The organism is Sphingobacterium tenebrionis (assembly GCF_037126265.1).
In the GTDB taxonomy this organism is placed as follows: domain Bacteria; phylum Bacteroidota; class Bacteroidia; order Sphingobacteriales; family Sphingobacteriaceae; genus Sphingobacterium; species Sphingobacterium tenebrionis.
Genome location: NZ_JAYLLN010000040.1, coordinates 17,076 through 33,828, shown reverse-complemented (window position 1 = coordinate 33,828; position 16,753 = coordinate 17,076). Strand labels below are relative to the sequence as shown.

18 protein-coding genes are annotated in these 16,753 nt (G+C 37.4%); 2 read left to right on the top strand and 16 right to left on the bottom strand.

The window, feature by feature from the left end; all coding sequences use genetic code 11:
- Positions 1–151 precede the first annotated feature (151 nt).
- Positions 152–1,060: a DUF1963 domain-containing protein gene (locus tag VJ786_RS14045; protein WP_336557936.1), complete on the bottom strand. Its 909-nt coding sequence runs from the start codon at positions 1,058–1,060 to the stop codon at positions 152–154.
- Between the two features lie 453 nt (positions 1,061–1,513).
- Between VJ786_RS14045 and VJ786_RS14040 the strand changes: the two genes are divergently transcribed.
- The gene (locus tag VJ786_RS14040) at positions 1,514–1,813 is read left to right on the top strand and encodes a hypothetical protein (protein WP_336557935.1); all 300 of its coding nucleotides are present in this window, start codon (positions 1,514–1,516) and stop codon (positions 1,811–1,813) included.
- Between the two features lie 10 nt (positions 1,814–1,823).
- Positions 1,824–2,267 (top strand): hypothetical protein, encoded by a 444-nt coding sequence (locus tag VJ786_RS14035; RefSeq protein WP_180268471.1) that lies wholly within the window; start codon positions 1,824–1,826, stop codon positions 2,265–2,267.
- 44 nt (positions 2,268–2,311) lie between these two features.
- On the opposite strand, the gene idi is transcribed toward VJ786_RS14035, so the two are convergent.
- The 15 genes from idi to VJ786_RS13960 all read right to left on the bottom strand — a co-directional run bounded on the left by idi (position 2,312) and on the right by VJ786_RS13960 (position 16,678).
- Positions 2,312–2,863 carry an isopentenyl-diphosphate Delta-isomerase gene (gene idi / locus VJ786_RS14030; RefSeq protein WP_099366699.1) on the bottom strand — a complete coding sequence of 184 codons (552 nt, stop codon included), beginning with the start codon at positions 2,861–2,863 and terminating at the stop codon, positions 2,312–2,314.
- Positions 2,835–3,539 (bottom strand): lycopene cyclase domain-containing protein, encoded by a 705-nt coding sequence (locus VJ786_RS14025; protein ID WP_099366700.1) that lies wholly within the window; start codon positions 3,537–3,539, stop codon positions 2,835–2,837. The genes idi and VJ786_RS14025 overlap by 29 nt, the downstream gene beginning before the upstream one ends.
- On the bottom strand, positions 3,536–3,994 hold the full coding sequence (locus VJ786_RS14020) for a sterol desaturase family protein (RefSeq protein ID WP_099366701.1): 459 nt from the start codon (positions 3,992–3,994) through the stop codon (positions 3,536–3,538). Before VJ786_RS14020 ends, VJ786_RS14025 begins: the two co-directional genes overlap by 4 nt.
- Before the next feature lie 14 nt (positions 3,995–4,008).
- Positions 4,009–4,452 carry a hypothetical protein gene (locus VJ786_RS14015; protein WP_144038141.1) on the bottom strand — a complete coding sequence of 148 codons (444 nt, stop codon included), beginning with the start codon at positions 4,450–4,452 and terminating at the stop codon, positions 4,009–4,011.
- 23 nt (positions 4,453–4,475) lie between these two features.
- Positions 4,476–5,312 carry a phytoene/squalene synthase family protein gene (locus VJ786_RS14010; RefSeq protein ID WP_099366703.1) on the bottom strand — a complete coding sequence of 279 codons (837 nt, stop codon included), beginning with the start codon at positions 5,310–5,312 and terminating at the stop codon, positions 4,476–4,478.
- Between the two features lie 29 nt (positions 5,313–5,341).
- Positions 5,342–6,826 carry a bifunctional phytoene desaturase/3,4-desaturase gene (gene crtID, locus VJ786_RS14005; protein ID WP_099366704.1) on the bottom strand — a complete coding sequence of 495 codons (1,485 nt, stop codon included), beginning with the start codon at positions 6,824–6,826 and terminating at the stop codon, positions 5,342–5,344.
- A 153-nt stretch (positions 6,827–6,979) separates the two neighbouring features.
- A complete protein-coding gene (locus VJ786_RS14000) occupies positions 6,980–7,633 on the bottom strand; it encodes a MarR family winged helix-turn-helix transcriptional regulator (RefSeq protein ID WP_099366705.1) in 654 nt (217 codons plus the stop codon).
- 58 nt (positions 7,634–7,691) lie between these two features.
- Positions 7,692–8,153: a MaoC family dehydratase gene (locus VJ786_RS13995; protein ID WP_134777911.1), complete on the bottom strand. Its 462-nt coding sequence runs from the start codon at positions 8,151–8,153 to the stop codon at positions 7,692–7,694.
- Between the two features lie 76 nt (positions 8,154–8,229).
- The gene (locus VJ786_RS13990; RefSeq protein ID WP_099366707.1) at positions 8,230–9,771 is read right to left on the bottom strand and encodes a DUF6850 family outer membrane beta-barrel protein; all 1,542 of its coding nucleotides are present in this window, start codon (positions 9,769–9,771) and stop codon (positions 8,230–8,232) included.
- Positions 9,771–11,132 (bottom strand): DUF4876 domain-containing protein, encoded by a 1,362-nt coding sequence (locus tag VJ786_RS13985; RefSeq protein ID WP_134777913.1) that lies wholly within the window; start codon positions 11,130–11,132, stop codon positions 9,771–9,773. The genes VJ786_RS13990 and VJ786_RS13985 overlap by 1 nt, the downstream gene beginning before the upstream one ends.
- A 4-nt stretch (positions 11,133–11,136) precedes the next feature.
- Positions 11,137–13,851 carry a TonB-dependent receptor gene (locus VJ786_RS13980; RefSeq protein ID WP_099366709.1) on the bottom strand — a complete coding sequence of 905 codons (2,715 nt, stop codon included), beginning with the start codon at positions 13,849–13,851 and terminating at the stop codon, positions 11,137–11,139.
- 71 nt (positions 13,852–13,922) lie between these two features.
- Positions 13,923–14,297, bottom strand: coding sequence for a nuclear transport factor 2 family protein (locus tag VJ786_RS13975; protein ID WP_099366710.1), 375 nt, complete (start codon positions 14,295–14,297; stop codon positions 13,923–13,925).
- Positions 14,298–14,370: 73 nt separating this feature from the next.
- Positions 14,371–15,672 carry a DUF389 domain-containing protein gene (locus VJ786_RS13970; RefSeq protein ID WP_336557934.1) on the bottom strand — a complete coding sequence of 434 codons (1,302 nt, stop codon included), beginning with the start codon at positions 15,670–15,672 and terminating at the stop codon, positions 14,371–14,373.
- A gap of 103 nt (positions 15,673–15,775) precedes the next feature.
- Positions 15,776–16,318: a lipocalin family protein gene (locus tag VJ786_RS13965; protein ID WP_336557933.1), complete on the bottom strand. Its 543-nt coding sequence runs from the start codon at positions 16,316–16,318 to the stop codon at positions 15,776–15,778.
- 165 nt (positions 16,319–16,483) lie between these two features.
- Positions 16,484–16,678, bottom strand: coding sequence for a CsbD family protein (locus tag VJ786_RS13960; RefSeq protein ID WP_099366712.1), 195 nt, complete (start codon positions 16,676–16,678; stop codon positions 16,484–16,486).
- Positions 16,679–16,753: the final 75 nt, after the last annotated feature.

Below are 16,753 nucleotides of genomic sequence, written 5' to 3'. Positions count from 1 at the left end.
CCAATGACGATTAAAAATCTTACTCCCTCTCTCGCTGTATCCTAAATGAAATACAAAATTATATTCTGTTTCTTTAATTCCTATAACTTCCCTACAAACTTACGATGACGCGGTTTTAACTTCTCCTCAATCTCGAAAACTACGACTGCGCTCATACAAATTCACAGTTCTCGAAATTCAGGTTTTTTAAATCTTCTTTTGGAATAAGTACACTAAAAACACCCTCATCATTAAAACCATTTTCACCAACCTGTAAGAGTACTAGTTTATCTGAAAATGTAATTTCCTCAATCTCTTCTTCTTGTAATTGGCAGTTGGTATAAATTCCAAATATCTTTGATCTTTCAGCACCTGCAAAATAATTCCACTCTAATTCTTCCTCATCATCGAATTCATCTTCTTCATCTATTTCCTCTTCATCATCAAATTCATCTTCATCCAATTCTTCCTCATCCAAATCTTCCTCATCCAATTCTTCCTCATCATCTAATTCATCTTCATCTAATTCATCTTCATCTAATTCATCTTTATCCAATTCTTCCTCATCGTCTAAATCTTCTTCAAAGTCGTCGTCATCATCCTCAAAGTCGTCATCATCATAATCATCCTCTTCTTCACCATAACGCTCTTCAAACGTTTCTGTATCAGCAAAAATTTGGTCTATTAATACCCCAGAGAAAAAATCTTCCTCGTGTTCCTTGGTTACTCTGATCAATTCTTCGTTAGGAATATCGGCATAGATCACTTTACCTATGTCATTCCTTATATCAGCAAAGAAAATAAGTTGTCCTTTTTTTGGTAAAAGTCCTGTTTTGTCGAAAGGGGAGAATGCGGCCAAATCCAATTGTGCTGCAAATCGAAGTCCTTCCGGATATTCTATTCCAATAGGTAAATCAACCACTGGCCCTCCATAACGAGATTGTCCTAAGGCGATATCAATATCCGTTTGTTTTACATTCTTGTCTGACATCCAATTCTGACGTCCCATAGAGGCAGGATAATATTCTCTATCGTCTGCCGTAAAACTAATGATGTCAAATTTTTGCGTTCTTTTATCCATAACAATACTTTCTTAGCCTTTTACACTCAAATTTAACCATTTAGGCTCTTAAAAAGATACGTATAAAATATTTGTTGATAGCTTAATATTTTATTTACAAACCCAATAAAAAATCAAATTCATTTTCAAAGGACACCGATAAAACTGCCATATAGATTTCTTATTTTTTTAAAAGATTTTCTAAAATCAATGAGTGAAGCAATGTTTCTTTCCACGTCATTGCGAGGTCTTTCCGCTTCATTGCGAGGTCTTTCCGCGTCATTGCGAGGAACGAAGCAATCTTTAGCCATGTAATACTGAGCGAAGTCGAAGTATCTACTTTTGGTACACGTACAGATCCTTCGACGCTGTTCAGGATGACAAAGGAGGAAAGATTGCTTCGTCGTACCTCCTCGCAATGTCGGGGGAATTTTCAATGACAGTTTTTTAACGCTAAAAAACTACCTTTGTATTATGAAAAGCAATCCCCAACATTCAAAAAACACAAATCCTCAACAATCCAAGAATAAAGATTCTTATCATTCCAAGAATTCCAATCCTCAACAATCCAAGAATAAAAATTCTCAAACCAAGGGGCCAAAGAAAAGACCTAACGATCCGAACAAGAAATTTCTTCAGCATGTTCAAGATCAGGCACAGAAAATGGCGGAAGTACTGGGGAAGAAAAATGGCGAACAGTTTATCAAAGATGCTTTGAAGGATTACCCTCATCTTTTACCATTTGAACTGGAAAAATTCACCAAACAAAAATAAGCTCTAATATATGGAAATGCGCAAAATGAGGTTGAATATTTTATTTAGTTTGCTTTGCATCGTCTTCTTTATTACTTCCTGCAATCAAGAACGCAGTAAAATCCAAACTGAAAAAGATTTTATTTCCATCGTTGATCGAGATACTTCCCGATTGCATTTAGTGCTTTACAAAGACCGTTTCCATGGCAAGATTATCAATACCAAACCAGGCGGATATATTGTCAAAGGTGAAATCAATGGAAAAATAGTTGGAGATACATTGGAAGGGGATAACCTATATACCCCTTTTAAATGGGCTAATCAGAAAAGAGCACCCATAGTACTACTCAAAAAAGGGGAAAACTATCTGCTCGGGAATGGCATTGTGAGTATTCATCTCGGTATACCCCATTTTATGCCAGGTTCCATTAATTTCGATAATCCTAAGCATACTTATTTACCTGTCCAAAAATAGGCTATTCCAAAACCTGTCCTAACTAATTTAAATACCAGACCCAATTAATTCGGTGAAATATTCGAAAAGGTGGTCAATAATTTCGGAAGGATAATCTTGAACCAGATGGTGAAGCTTTCCGGTTCCCTTTGCATCCACTGCAATAATTCCATCAAGGAAATCCACTGATAATCGGCTACCTCCAAGGGATTTATAACAGGATCTACATCCGAATAGCCCACCAGCACCGTATCCAACTCATGTTCTATCAGGTTATTCTCCACATACTCCTTATATTGAAATTTATAGACTTCAAACAACGGACACGCTAAGCCCATCTCTGCCATCAGTCGTTCCTTGGCAGCCTGCATGGTAGTTTCATCCAACTGTTGATGGGAACAGCAGGTATTCGTCCATAGCAAAGCGCCATGGTATTTATTGGCGGCACGACGTTGGATCAATATTTTCCCTTCCTTATTGAATATGAACACGGAAAACGCGCGATGCAATAAACCCAATTGATGGGCTTCCATCTTTTCCATGAGTCCCAATTCTTCATCTTGCTCATTGACCAAAACAACCAAATCCCTATTTTTTATCTCTTGATTTTTTCTCATGGCTAAATTTTTCAAAAAAGAATACATTCCAGATGATCAGCACATACCCATAAACAGCATCCTCAATGGGGATGGTGCCAATTCGAATATTCATAAATTCATTGCTGTTATAATTGACAATGGGCGATTCCAATCCCGTTCCCGTCAGCACGCCATTTACTGGCAAAAATCCCAACATTAATAGCCCATATATAAAAGACACCTTTCCTATAGACTCCATTTTAAGTCCAAAGTTTAGGATCAGTATGCTTAAAAGGGTAACCAGCGCGGTAACAAAGGTATATTGTAATTCATGGAACCGTAGAGCGATAACTGATGTCACAATGACCGTCAGCCATACAATAATGTTGTTGAAGGCATCCATCCATTCCAGATTGAAGAATTTGTTCAAGCAGAAATAGGTAAAGACACAACTGAAGGGTATGCAGAAGAAAAACAGGATCTCTTCCAAAGGTAATCCGGCTAAGGAAATGCCTAATAAATAGGTTTCATTGAACCACCAAATGCCTATCTTGGTAAACCAAGCATCCCATATGATGAAGGGAATAGCCACCAAGGTTGCTGCTTTCAGAAAATCCATAAAATACCTGTCGAATCGGATCCGCTTATCAAATGAGAAGATAAAACAGATGCTGATCGTCAAAATATTTATCAAGAGGTAGGTGAATTGGATCATCTTTTAGTGGCATTAAAATACATTTTAAAATATTTTATGGGCACCCAGAGAAAGCCAAAACATTCCCCTGGAAATTTACCGACATGTTTATGATGTTGTTTATGAGCTCTTCGTATGCCTAATAAATAGGGGTTCTTGGTATTTCGTAATAAGGAGATCCGTTGGTGAATAAAAATATCATGGACAAAAAAATAAGCCATGCCATATAAAGTAATCCCTATACCAATCCACAACAGGTACCAAGTTTCCGGCTCCATGCCTTTGTAGATCAGAAAAATGGCAGGTATGGCAAAAATGATGAAGAACAGATCGTTGCGTTCAAAGGCACCATCATGACTATGATCATGATGGTCTTTATGTAAACTCCAAAGGAAGCCATGCATCACATATTTATGGGTCAACCAGGTGATGGGCTCCATGAGGAGGAAAGTGATCAATAAGATAAGATATCCCATATTTTCTTAATTTTTTAAATCCCTTGCTTTTCTAAAAATATCCTGAGCGATTTATCCTTGATGTTGTTTTTATGCTGCTTTACATATTCCAGATCCTTGGTCAAACTGGATTTATAACCCAGAAATGAAGGGGAGTTGTATTGGATAGCATAACGCAATAAACGTATTTCCACCGATTTAGGTTCTTTTTCAGCCGCTTCATCCAAGAGCTTCCTGCCTTTCTTGAAACTGCTCAATTTTGCCATTGGATTGAAAGCATGCTTGGCCCATATACAATGGTAATACCCTGCATAGGCCTTCTCCAAATTAGTTTTGTTGGTTTTTTCCAACTGCTGCAGCATGATGGAGCAAACATCCTTATCACTAGCGGCCTTGATCAGATTGGAGCTATAATTTTCGGTAGAAAATACCAGCCCTATACTGCAGATCAAGATGGATATCATACTAAGTGTTTTCATAAACGTTTACAATTCATAGGGTCTTAAAATCGTGCGATCTGAAAGTTCATGTAACTGGACATCAGCAGATAGAATTTCTGCGTATTCGGAATCCGTACTCTTTTCTGCATGATCTCCTTCGCTGCTGTGTTTTTAATCTTTTGAAATAGACTTTGGTAATATGTATAGGCTAAATAAACACCAAATTTGGATGAGATGGGCAATTGTTGAATACCAACAAAAGCTTCCTGAAAATCTTTTTCAATATCCTTTTCAATGGACTTTTTGATTTCGCAATTGAATTGTCGTAGGTTGATTTCCGGAAAATAGCTTCGTCCTAAGGTTTCAAAATCAGCTTTCAGATCGCGAAGAAAATTGACCTTCTGAAAAGCACTCCCCAACTTCATGGCGTATGGTTTTAAACGTTCGAATTGCGTGTGATCACCTTCCACGAAAACATGCAGGCACATCAGGCCGACCACCTCTGCAGAACCCAGGATATATTCCTGATATCGATCAAGATCATATTCCACTTTTTTAAGATCCATACGCATACTGTGAAGAAATTGATGGATCAACTGATAGTCAATTCGATACTGTCGAACCGTGTCCTGAAACGACTGCAGGATGGGATTCAGCGAAATTCCTTTTTCCAAGGCTTCAAAGGTGTTCTTTTCAAACTCGTTCAAAAGAAGTTCCTGGTCGAATCCATGGAAGCTATCGACGATCTCATCAGCTAACCTTACATAACCGTAGATCGCATAAATTGCTGGTCTCAAGTGCCTATCAATAGCTTTAATCCCCAGTGAAAATGAAGTGCTATATTTTTGGGTGGTTTCTTGACTTATTTTATAAGCCAATTCATCATATAATTTCTTCATAGCTTATGTTTTTGAATACATCATAATCTTTATATCTCATTTGCGACAATCTTTCCGGAGATCAGCGAAGGTGGAACTCCAGGCCCTGGAACCGTTAATTGACCGGTATAATGCAGGTTCTTTATCTTTTTATTTCTGATACTAGGCTTTAGGATCGCAGTCTGCGATAAGGTGTTGGCCAATCCATAGGCATTTCCACCATATGCATGGTAATCTTTCTTAAAATCTGCCACGCAATAGCTCCTTTTATATAAAATTCGTTCCTTAATTTCGGGGCATTCAAAATGTTTCTGAATGCGGGAAAGCATGATATCCAAGTACTTCTCCCGGGCTTCTTCAGTATCCTCAAGACCTGTGGCCAAAGGCATCAACAGAAATAAATTCTCAGCACCTGAAGGAGCTACATGCGGATCCGTTTTAGACGGACAGCACACATAGAATAAAGGGTTTTTCGGCCAGGATTTTTCCTTATATATTTCGTCGAGATGTTCATCCAGCCCAGCGTCAAAAAATAGAGTATGATGCTTCATGGAAGGTATCTTTCCTTTGATTCCCAGATAAACGATCAAACTGGAAGGTGCGAAGGTTTTCTTTTCCCAATAAGATGATGAATAATTCCTGAATTTTTCAGGAAGCAGGGATTCCATATGCTGATAATCACAGGAAGCAATGATTTCATCGGCGGTATGCGTTTCATTTTGAATCTTGAAAGAGGCAATGCGCACATTTTTAGACTGATCGGCTATCAGCTTAAGGTCTTTAACAGCAGCATGGTAATGGATTTTTACGCCTAAATCTTCCGCAATTTTTACCATGGCTTTGATCAGTTCAAAGAACCCACCCTGTGGGTACCAAGTCCCCAGTTCATAGCCCCCATAATTCATTAAGCTGTACATGGCAGGGATTTTAGCTGGTGAGGCTCCTAAAAATATCACCGGAAATTCCATGATAGATCTTAGCAATGGTGATTTAAAATAAGATCCTACGTAAGACCTGAAATTTCGGAAAAGATGAAGCTTTAAGGCGGAGGAAAGGAGGGAGGGTTTCGTAAATTCTAGGATAGAGTGGCAGGGTTTGTCAATAAATTGCTGCATGCCCACCTCATATTTAAATTTTGCAGCACGCATGAAATCATCATATTTCTTTCCTGCTCCAGGTTCTTCTGATTCGAATAAAGCTCTTATCTCCTTGGCATCCTTTGGTATGGATACTCTTTTATCTTTACTAATGAATTCAAACTGTGGATTTAATGGGTCAAGCGTATAAAAATCAGCTGAGCGGAATCCAAAATCTTGAAAGAAATTTTCGATGATATCGGGCATCCAATACCAACTGGGCCCCATGTCAAAAGTAAAACCTTCTTCGGTCTTGAATTGACGAGCACGTCCTCCAGGGCTTCCATTTTTTTCTAGAATATGCACTTCATGTCCTGCTTTTGCTGCATAACATGCGGCCGATAGACCGGAAATACCCGCGCCAATTATGATTACTTTTTTTCTTTTGCTTCGATTCATTGGTATAATATTATATCAATATCAAAAGCAAATATAGAAATTTAGTGTATAAAAGTATATAAATACACTAAATAAAGAGTTTTAAAAGTATAATTATACCCTTATATCGCTTGATATTAATATAATTATAAACCAAAAAAAATATAAAAGGTTTTATTTTGTACTAATTTTTTCTATCCCAATATCCAATAAATGATCAGAAGAAGGATGCATTTCGTAGATGGGTTCATGGAAGAGATCCAATTTAGTTAATAAATGAATCAGTTGATTTTTTTCAATGTTCGTGAGGTTGCCAGAAACTATTTTAGTAGCCGTACGTATTTTATCCATTTGGGCATCCAAAGCTTGTTCCCCTTTTAGAGTAAGGTGAATTAGTTTAGCACGTTTATCTTCTTGGGATGCTACTTGGTTTATCCAACCCATCTTTATTAATCTATTGATGGTCTGAATCCCTCCTGGTTTTTCTTGTTTATTTAATTTTATAAGCTCCATTTTGGTCATGGAGCCATGTGCTTTTAGATTAATCAGAAATATGAATTCATCTTGGGTAGAAAAATCAGATCCTTCAATAGCTGCTTTTGAATAGGATTTTGCATACCTTCCCATGTGAATGAGTAGGGTGCAGATCACACTTTCTGCTGAACGGCCAAGTTCCTTGCCTTGCCAGGTTGGATCTTCCCAATCCTGGTTTTTACGGGTTAACCAATCGATATAACCTTGTAGGTTCTTTTCCTGATTTGTTTCCTGTTGGCTTGCTTCATAAGCAGCTGCAGAATCCAACAGTTCATGTAAAAAATGATAATTCATACCTAAATAATTAGTGTAAAATTATACTAAATTATATAAGTTTCGAAATTTTTATCTATTAATCGTTAAAATGATATAGGAATACCACATCGCCAACATATACCGGCTTGTTATTTCCTTTAACATTTAATTTGGCGGTAATGGTCGCTTTTACTGTTCCCCTTAAATTACTTATGGATTTTACGGTTGCTTCCAATTGGACTTCATCATTGACCAATACTGGAGCTCCAAATCGTAGATTCTCAATACCGTAATTGATCTCCATTTTTACATTTCTGACATCAGCAATCTGTTTCCAAAGGTAGGGGATCAGGGAAAGCGTAAGGTATCCATGGGCAATCGTTGATTTGAAAGGACCTTCATTTTTAGCCTTTTCTTCATCCACATGGATCCATTGATGGTCTAACGTAGCATCCGCAAATTTATTGATCTGTGCTTGATCGATCTGGTGCCATTGTGAAACGCCTAACACCTTTCCTTCATGTGATTTGTACTCTTCGTAATTGTTAATAATGATCATGTTTCTTATAAGTATGCTGTAAATATAGAATAAAGACAGCATAATTTAAGTTTTGTTTCCTAAAGCACGAAGGAATTTACAGATATAATTTAACCCCAATTTGAAATTGTTGCCTATTTAAATTTCCAATTGGATGATTTATAATGTATTCAGAGGGCTTGATTTTTCCCTGTTCAATCTGATAGTCAGCTTTAACCGCGAAAATATATTGTTTGAACAAGCTCCGGGATTGCCATTCGGCTCCTAATTTAGCGCCTAAAAGGTTGGTTTTGTAATAGGTATAATCCCAAAAAACGACTTGTTGAATATAATGGTTCATACTATTCGCAGCATATTTCAGATCATCTGAAATAGAAGTGCGGTAAAAAGGATTGATTTGAAAACGGAGCAGTTCTGCATTTCCTGTCTTTATATTGGCTCCAAATGTTCCTTGAATTTTTAAATTAGCATTGGATACATCAATGGATTGCGCATTATCCTGCCGATGGACCTGAAAATACGAAAGATCTAAGCCATAAAGGAAATTGATAGGCTTAGGGGATTGTTGTTCTGCCAAATAGTTCAAGCTGGAATTTAAGACATTCACCGAATAATTTGATTTTGACAAGTCAGCCGATAGGTCTCTTATGAAATCATAACCCCTGATATAATCTGCCTTCAGATTCAGGTATTGATTTAAGCTAGGCGTGGTTTTGAATAAAGTAGCCGATCCGAAATATTGATCTTCATGGTAGATTCCACGAACATGATAAACCTTATTAGTGCTCTTTTGGTCTGTAGTGAATTCCTGTTTGTTCTTTTTTAAAGAAGATAGGATATCCAGTGAGGTGTTGGTGCTAAGTGGCTGGTGCAAACTGACTTCCAGTCCCCATAAATCAGTGTACTTACGATTGTTCAAACTGTCTTTAATGGCATTATTTCCATATCCAAGACTGAGGTAATGAATTCGGTCAGGATATTGGAGACTTTGGGAATAGTTCTTATTCTTATAGGATATGGCCTGTGATTCCCTACCATTGCCGATTATAGCTGCTAAGGCAACACTAGAATTCTTCACATTTACCTGTAATCCTGGTCTATATTGAATACCAAATACTTTATTATCAAATCTGGGATCCACAGAACCTGTGGTCCAAAGATATTGGTAATTGATTTGCATAAATGGTCTTAATATTTTCCCTAATTGATACGAAAGCGTGAAATTACTTCTATATAATTGGCTCTCATAATTCCCTGCTTTTGAAGCATAATAACTGTATGGATTCCAAGGTTCCATATCATTTCTTTGACCAAATGATAAGCTATCCGTCAATTTTTTGTTGAACAAAAAATCACCAGATATTTGAAATTTACCGAGTTCATTTGATCCAATAGCATAGAAATTGATGTTTCTTTGGGAATAGGCTTCTTGGGCCAAACGGAGATCTCCGGATGTTCCTTGGTAATTCAGTTCCACTTCCCCAAAGTTTTTGGGGTAACTCAAATGGTGCTGCAAGAAATGATCTTTAATCAGCTTACCGATGATTTCTGATTGGTATATAGAATCCCTTTCATCCTGCGCATAAAGGCAGGATGGAAGGGTGAGTAAACTCCAAATGATAACTAGATATAAACGCATTAATCAATAAATGAACTTGCTGTTTTACTTGGGTCCGCTTTGGTCAAAACGCCAAAATCTTTAGAGGAATTGTTGGTGTCCTGTAAGATTCGACGTCCATTTACCGTCTGTTTTGTTCTTCTGACCACCGATTGGCTGGAATAAGGTCCAGAAAGCGTGGCTGCCGAACCTGCATCCAAGGAAATATGCAACCTTCTTGGTGTTTTATCCTTTTCCAATACTGATGAAATTTCTACGGCATCCATTAAGATATCGGTTGGTATTTGTGGGTATCTTGTCGTTTCAGTCGTTACGGTCTTCGTAGTTGGTTCTGGATATTTTGGGAAATTATTGGGATCAACTGCAGAGCTGGCTTTAAATAATGCGTAGGAGTCTTTTCCCTGTGGGTTCAGCACCATATCCCTCATTCCCGTAGCGAAGATAGTTTCTACATCCATAACGCTAGGATTATCGATATCAGAAGCGAATTTTGTGCGTCCAGGCTGGATCTTTTGCTCATAAGGATATAAATACACTTCAAAATCTGCTTTACTTAAATCAACTGTTAAAGTCGGATCCTCAATTTCCTGCACTTTATCGCTGTTCAAGGTATACGGTTTGGTATGATCAATAGCTGTTTCGGCAATGATAATACTATTCCCAGGCTGTACAGGATATTTTTTTCCAGATCCATCGGATGGAATCATAAACATGGCCTTTGCATAAACATAATCCTCGTTGGCATTATTGCTTACATTCATGCCTAAGGATTTACTCCAGTCAAACTGCAGGTTTGGTAACAGGAATTCAGCTGTATTATTATTCGTTTTGCCATAAACGATGGTAAAAACCAAACTGTCTGCATATAATACCTGATCTGAATTGTTATAGATTTCAACAAATAGATCTCGTGTTACTGCACCTTTACTGGTATTTGAACCTGCATAATATATTTGTTTAAATACCCAATTCCCAACAGGCGTACTGGATATCAACCTGATATTGCTGGAATAATTTGTTGTGAAGTTAAGGTTGTCTGCACTGTAGTTCAAATGTAGGTCTTGGCTTGTCACCTGTCCACTTAAGGAGGATACTTCCTCTGCATCTAATTCTAGAGAAACATTTAAGGAATAGGTGCCAGGGCTAAGGGAATTAAAATTCACCAATCCATCTGCATTCGCTTTGGCGGTATACTTTTCATTATTGGTTTTGTTGATAATCTCTACATTCGCTTTTTCAAATGGAATTTTGTAATTGAAAAGGGTCTGGTCTACTTCCAATTGAAGGCTGATACTTACAGGTTGAATGGTGTCGATGTCTTTTTTACAGCTTTGTAGGAAAGCCAAAGCTAAAAAAAATAGGGTAATTAGTCTGTATTTCATATGATTAAAATTTAAATGATATTCCACCCGTAATACTTAGTGGAGAATTGTATTTATTGACAGTAAATATTTCGCTATTTGAAGAAGAATATTCGATATGTTCCGGTTGAATATTCAATACATTATAGGCAGTAACTGCAATCCTGAACTTCTTTTTAATTTCTTTGGCTACTGAGAGATTTAGACACCCATAAATAAAGGGTTGGTTGGAATTGTTTAAGGTCACATCTCGAACCGGGATTTGATCCAAATCTTCTGGGAAAGGGAGGAGGTTCATATCAGATCCAAAATAACCAACAGCCTGTTGTATTTTCGTACCATATTTGCTCTTGGTCATATTATACCAGAAGAGATCGAAGTTGGCCATAATGACAAATCCAAGTTTGGGTATATGGGTTGTACTTCCAAATTTACTGAGCATATTCAGTTTTTTATTATTGGATTTTGGCGGATAGGCTAAATACCAGATACTTTCACTATTGATCTTTATCGGTTGAATGAGATTAACAACATCAAAACTCTTATTGTTTTCTTCCGATACAATGAAGGAGGTACTCATATTAAAGGAGCTTTCGATTGCCTTGATCTTATTGATGTTGAGCATCCAATCCACACCGTAGGAATTTGAATTTAAATGGTTCCCCATTTTGTATCCTCCATAATTGTAGTAATCGATCGTCTTACCTGTACTTTGGTAGGTTATTTCCCGCAAGCTCTCGTCAAATTGATAGGTATATTCCGGAACAGTTATTTTTCTATAGGATTGTACGGTATGGAATCCATCTTTATTACTTTTGAAAAAGGCATTTAAAGTAGTGCTGAAGGTTTTCGTCTGATATCGAGCTCCAACTTCAAATTGACTGGATTTTGATGGTTTCAGATGACTGTTGTCTGCCAAAAATTTCTCTGTATAAACTAGATATAATGCATCTTCACTGTTGTAGGCAAGAATAAGTGGGATATCCAGAAAAGTCGGTGGGGGATAGCGATGTACCATGGTCGGACTCTTGGTGGAGATACCAAAAGCTGCATTGAAATTCAAGTTGGAATTCCAGCGTAAGGTAGTACTCAACCGAGGTTGCAATGACCAGGAACCATTTTGCTGATCTAATCTTAATCCTAAATTTGATATTAATTTCCGATTGCCCAAGGACAGATTAAAACTGTCGGAAAAGAAAAAACCGTAATTGATCAACGGATCTAAATATTGAAAGGAGTAGGGTCGGGCATTCTGGCCGTTTTGATTTATCCACCGAGGCTTATCTGGATCGGCTATAATACCTTGTCCGCCATTGTTGGAATAATTCCCAGAAAACCCATAGGAAATAAAATGTAGTATTTCTCCAGTTTCAATTTTTGAAGATAGATTTAAATTAACAGAGCCAGTTATCGGTTTTCCGAGAATCTCCTCTTCTGCAATATATCTTCCTGAAAGCACAACACCTTCATAAATTCCGGTAGTATCTTTATAAGCATAACCTCTGGGTAATTGGTTCAGCAACCACTGCTTATAACTGTGCTGGGAACCTTTGGAGTAAGAGATACTAAAATTTGCCTGATCGACAAATTTATCTTCGAAATCAATGTTCAGTCGGTTACTTATCCGAAAATTCGTGTTTTTTGTCAAGGAAGTCTGCTGATCGGCATCATCAGGATCGAATTTCATTTCGTCATTTCGAAAACCATAATCGATACTTAGGGTATTTTTGATGTTCTTAACAGGTGATACGGTCCACATGAGGGAAGTATTCCAACGATCAAACTGTTTTATTCTGTCTTTTGGATCTGGATTACTAATGGCGTAGTTTATACCCAGGTTCAAAGCGCCTAATCTCTTTTTTAGATCAAACCCTTTTGAAACACTGAAATTGCTTGAACCGCCATTAATATTAGTCACGAAAGAGTAGGGTGTTTTCGCGGCTTTTCGATCTATTAATATGGCACCATCTGTTAATTCGCCATATTTTGCGGAAGCAACGCCTTGAATGATTTCCACCTTTTCAATGGTTTCCACTGGAATTTCCCTTAGATCAATTCCTGTAAATGGTACATCACCACCAGGAGTCCCATTAGCTCCACCTAAAGCTGCACTACTCATTCCCCATTGTGAAAACGCCCTCGCCTGCATATTGGCGTCATTCGAAAGATAGATCCCATCCATAATGATCGGAACACCTAAGGAGTTATTTAAATCGTATGCTCCACCTTGAATACCTCTTAGAGTAATGGTCTGCGGAGCATCAATGGTTGGGGCAGTCGTTGCTTTTCCTGGAATGGTGTTGAGAATATCCATTAAGCTAAATGCCTGGATCTTTTCTATCGCTTCTTCATCAAAAACAATGGAACTATTGGAGTTTAAGGTCGATTCGTATAAGGGACGGACATTGATCTCTTCCAAAGTATAGCTCAATCCTTCCATGGTAATAAACACAGGCTTTGCTAAGTCTTGTTTTTTGATTAGCAAAAGGCGGGTCCTCATACCAACAGCACTAACTCGGATATGAAGATCCTGGGGTTTAGCCGGTAATTTTATGGAAAACCGACCCTCATTATCTGTTGATATAGTAGATTTTAATTCTTCAAAATGGACACTGGCAAAAACTATGGGCTCTTTATCTTGGTTGATTACGCGACCTTGTAAGGAAGGTTGTTGGGCAAGAGCAGTTTGATGCAGGCAAATTAGAAGAATGGTAATATAAAAATAGTACACTGCCTTCATTGTTTAGAACAATTCTAATTTGAGGCAAATGTACTACACTTTTTTTATTATTTAAATTTATTCTAAATAATTTATTGATTTATTTCTGTTTCCGAATGCAAGGCACATTTCCACTCTCCATCTTCTTTGATCCATGCCGAACTGCAGGCTGCTTTTGATCGCGTAGTTTCTGCTTTTACAACATGTTCGATTTCAACGGTATAGCCAATGATTCCGTAGTCATCTGAAAGCATCTGAACTTTTTCATCCTTAATACCCACTATTTTCATCTCCATTTCCTTAGCTTGCTCAAATCCCTCCTGAAATGCCTTTTCATCCACTTCACGAACCCCATTTTTAGCAGTTAATATGCATGGGAAATGGGTTAAGTTGGTGACGGTTTTGAAATCATGCGCCGCCATGGCCGCCCAATATTGTTTTTCTAACTCTAAGATCTCGTTTTTCATAGCTACTGTGTTTTTATCAATGTATGTTTATCCGTATAAAAACAACAGCTCAGAAACGAATTAGTTTGAAATATTAACTGTTGGGATCAGCAACGATTTTGACCTGTTGATTTTTAAGTTTGATCTTCAACCAATCCGATAACCGCTTAAGTTCTGCATCAGCTACATTTTTTTTGGAAGAATGCAGCAACACTACTTCGGCATAACTGCTATCTGGATTGATAAATACCAATTGTTTCCCTATGGAAAATGGACTTATTTCGGGAAATAGGGTAGTAATTTCCTGGATCAGTTCTTTATCATTGAATGTATAGGTAGACAGTTCGTTCCTTAAATTCTGTATAGTAATGTCTTTTTCTGAGACATGTTGTGATTGTTTGCTGATCTCGGCCAGGATATCCCTTTTAAGATCTGTGCTATCTTGACGGATCAACAATTCGGTATTTGTCAGATTATAATTTTCTAATCGATCATTCAAGTCTTTTAGTTCTGCCGCATTGAATCGCTTGGATAATAAGGCCAATTCTATTTTTTTCACTCTTGAATTAAATTGGGTTCTCTCAAAGATGATGGTATGCCCTTTGGATGTAAATTCCTTCTCTATGAATTGGGATACGTTCTGTGCAAATTTACGTTCCTGTAATAGACTGTAGGCCAAGTAAAAACTAGGTACCAACATAATAACTAGAAGAACCGAAATAATGCGGGTGATCCGCTTTTCCCTTGCTTGATCAACAAACTTTACCTTTGGGTACTTCAATAATTTGACGATCAAGAAAGTAGATATACAGATGAAAAAACAGTTGATGGTATACAGGTAGATGGCTCCAGAGAAATAAGCTAGGTTTCCAATTGCCAATCCATATCCTGCGGTACATAAGGGAGGCATTAAGGCAGTTGCAATAGCCACACCAGGGATTGGATTTCCCTTTTCCTTTCGGGTAATGGCAATACCACCAACAAGCCCTCCAAAAAAGGCGATCAGTACATCGTAAATATTGGGTGCAGTACGGGCCAGAAGTTCAGATTGTGCCTCTTTGAATGGGCTCAATAAAAAATAAAGAAAGGATACAAAAAGGCTGACCAAAGTGGCTACCCCCAGATTCTTAGCTGATTTTTTAAGCAGATCAAAATCATAGGTTCCCAAGGAAAATCCGGCTCCGACAATAGGACCCATCAAGGGTGAAATAAGCATGGCACCAATTATCACGGCCGTTGAATTCACATTTAAACCAACTGAGGCAATAACAATCGCACAGGCCAATACCCATAAATTGGCTCCTTTAAAAGAAATATTGGCCTTGACATCCTCCATGACCTTCTCACGGGATTCCTCACCAAAATGTAGGTTGAAGGTTCTTAATATTTTAATCATTGATTCCTATTTGTGCCGAAAATTAATAAAATAAATATTAATAGGGTTTAAATAGTTAAATCTATTCCAAATAATAAGATATGCAGCTACAAAGGACAATTTCCTATTGTTTGGTCCAGACCAAACGATCTAAATCATATCCTGCATCGTGAGCAAGTTTCAGGAATTTTTGTTTGACTTGACCCGGCATGGTCTTATTACGGGATAAAAACCAGATGTAATCTTTGCTTTCTCCAAAGATCAAGGCATTTTCATAATCAGGATCCATGGCTACGACATTATAGCCACTATAGAATGGCCCAAAAAAGGATACTTTCAACGCACCTCTTGTTTTTTCGCCAATGAATTTAGCTTTACCCTCTGATTCCTTCCATTCGTTTTTAACTGTGTCAAAACCTCTATTCAAGACTTTCACGCTGCCATCCTCATTCAAGGTGTATTCCGCTGTTACTTGATCCATATCCTTCTCATGTTTGAAATCAAATCGTGCGATCTCATACCATTTTCCAGCATAGGATTTAATGTTGAAATTATCCACTACCTGGACACCAGCAGGTACTTTTACCGACTTGCAGGCCTGAAAAATAAATGGGCCAACCAATAATGCCGTCCCAACTGCAATTTTTAAATATTTTGAATACTTCATATCATCTTTTTTTATTAGGTAAACAATATTGCTAATCCTTCTAATCATTAAGATTTAGCTTTTAAATAGAATAAGCCTAACATTTTTGTTAGGCTTATTCCTTTAGATTAATTTTTATCTACGCTTAAAAATCTATGATAGATCTAAATAAGCATAAACGAATAATTAATCTTTATCCAGATCACTCAACCAAGTTTGTACCTCTTCACGAGTTTTTCCGGTTTTCTTTTGAAGCTTTCCGTAAAGCTCATCTTCTTTTCCTTCAACATACAACAAATCATCATCAGTCCAATCTGCATACTGTTGTTTAATTTTGCCTTTTAAGACATTCCATCTTCCTTTTAAATCTAATGAGTCCATATTATATAGTTTAATTAATGTGTTACACGTTTGTTGTGCGTTCTATTAATACAACAACGTAAACATATTTTGGTT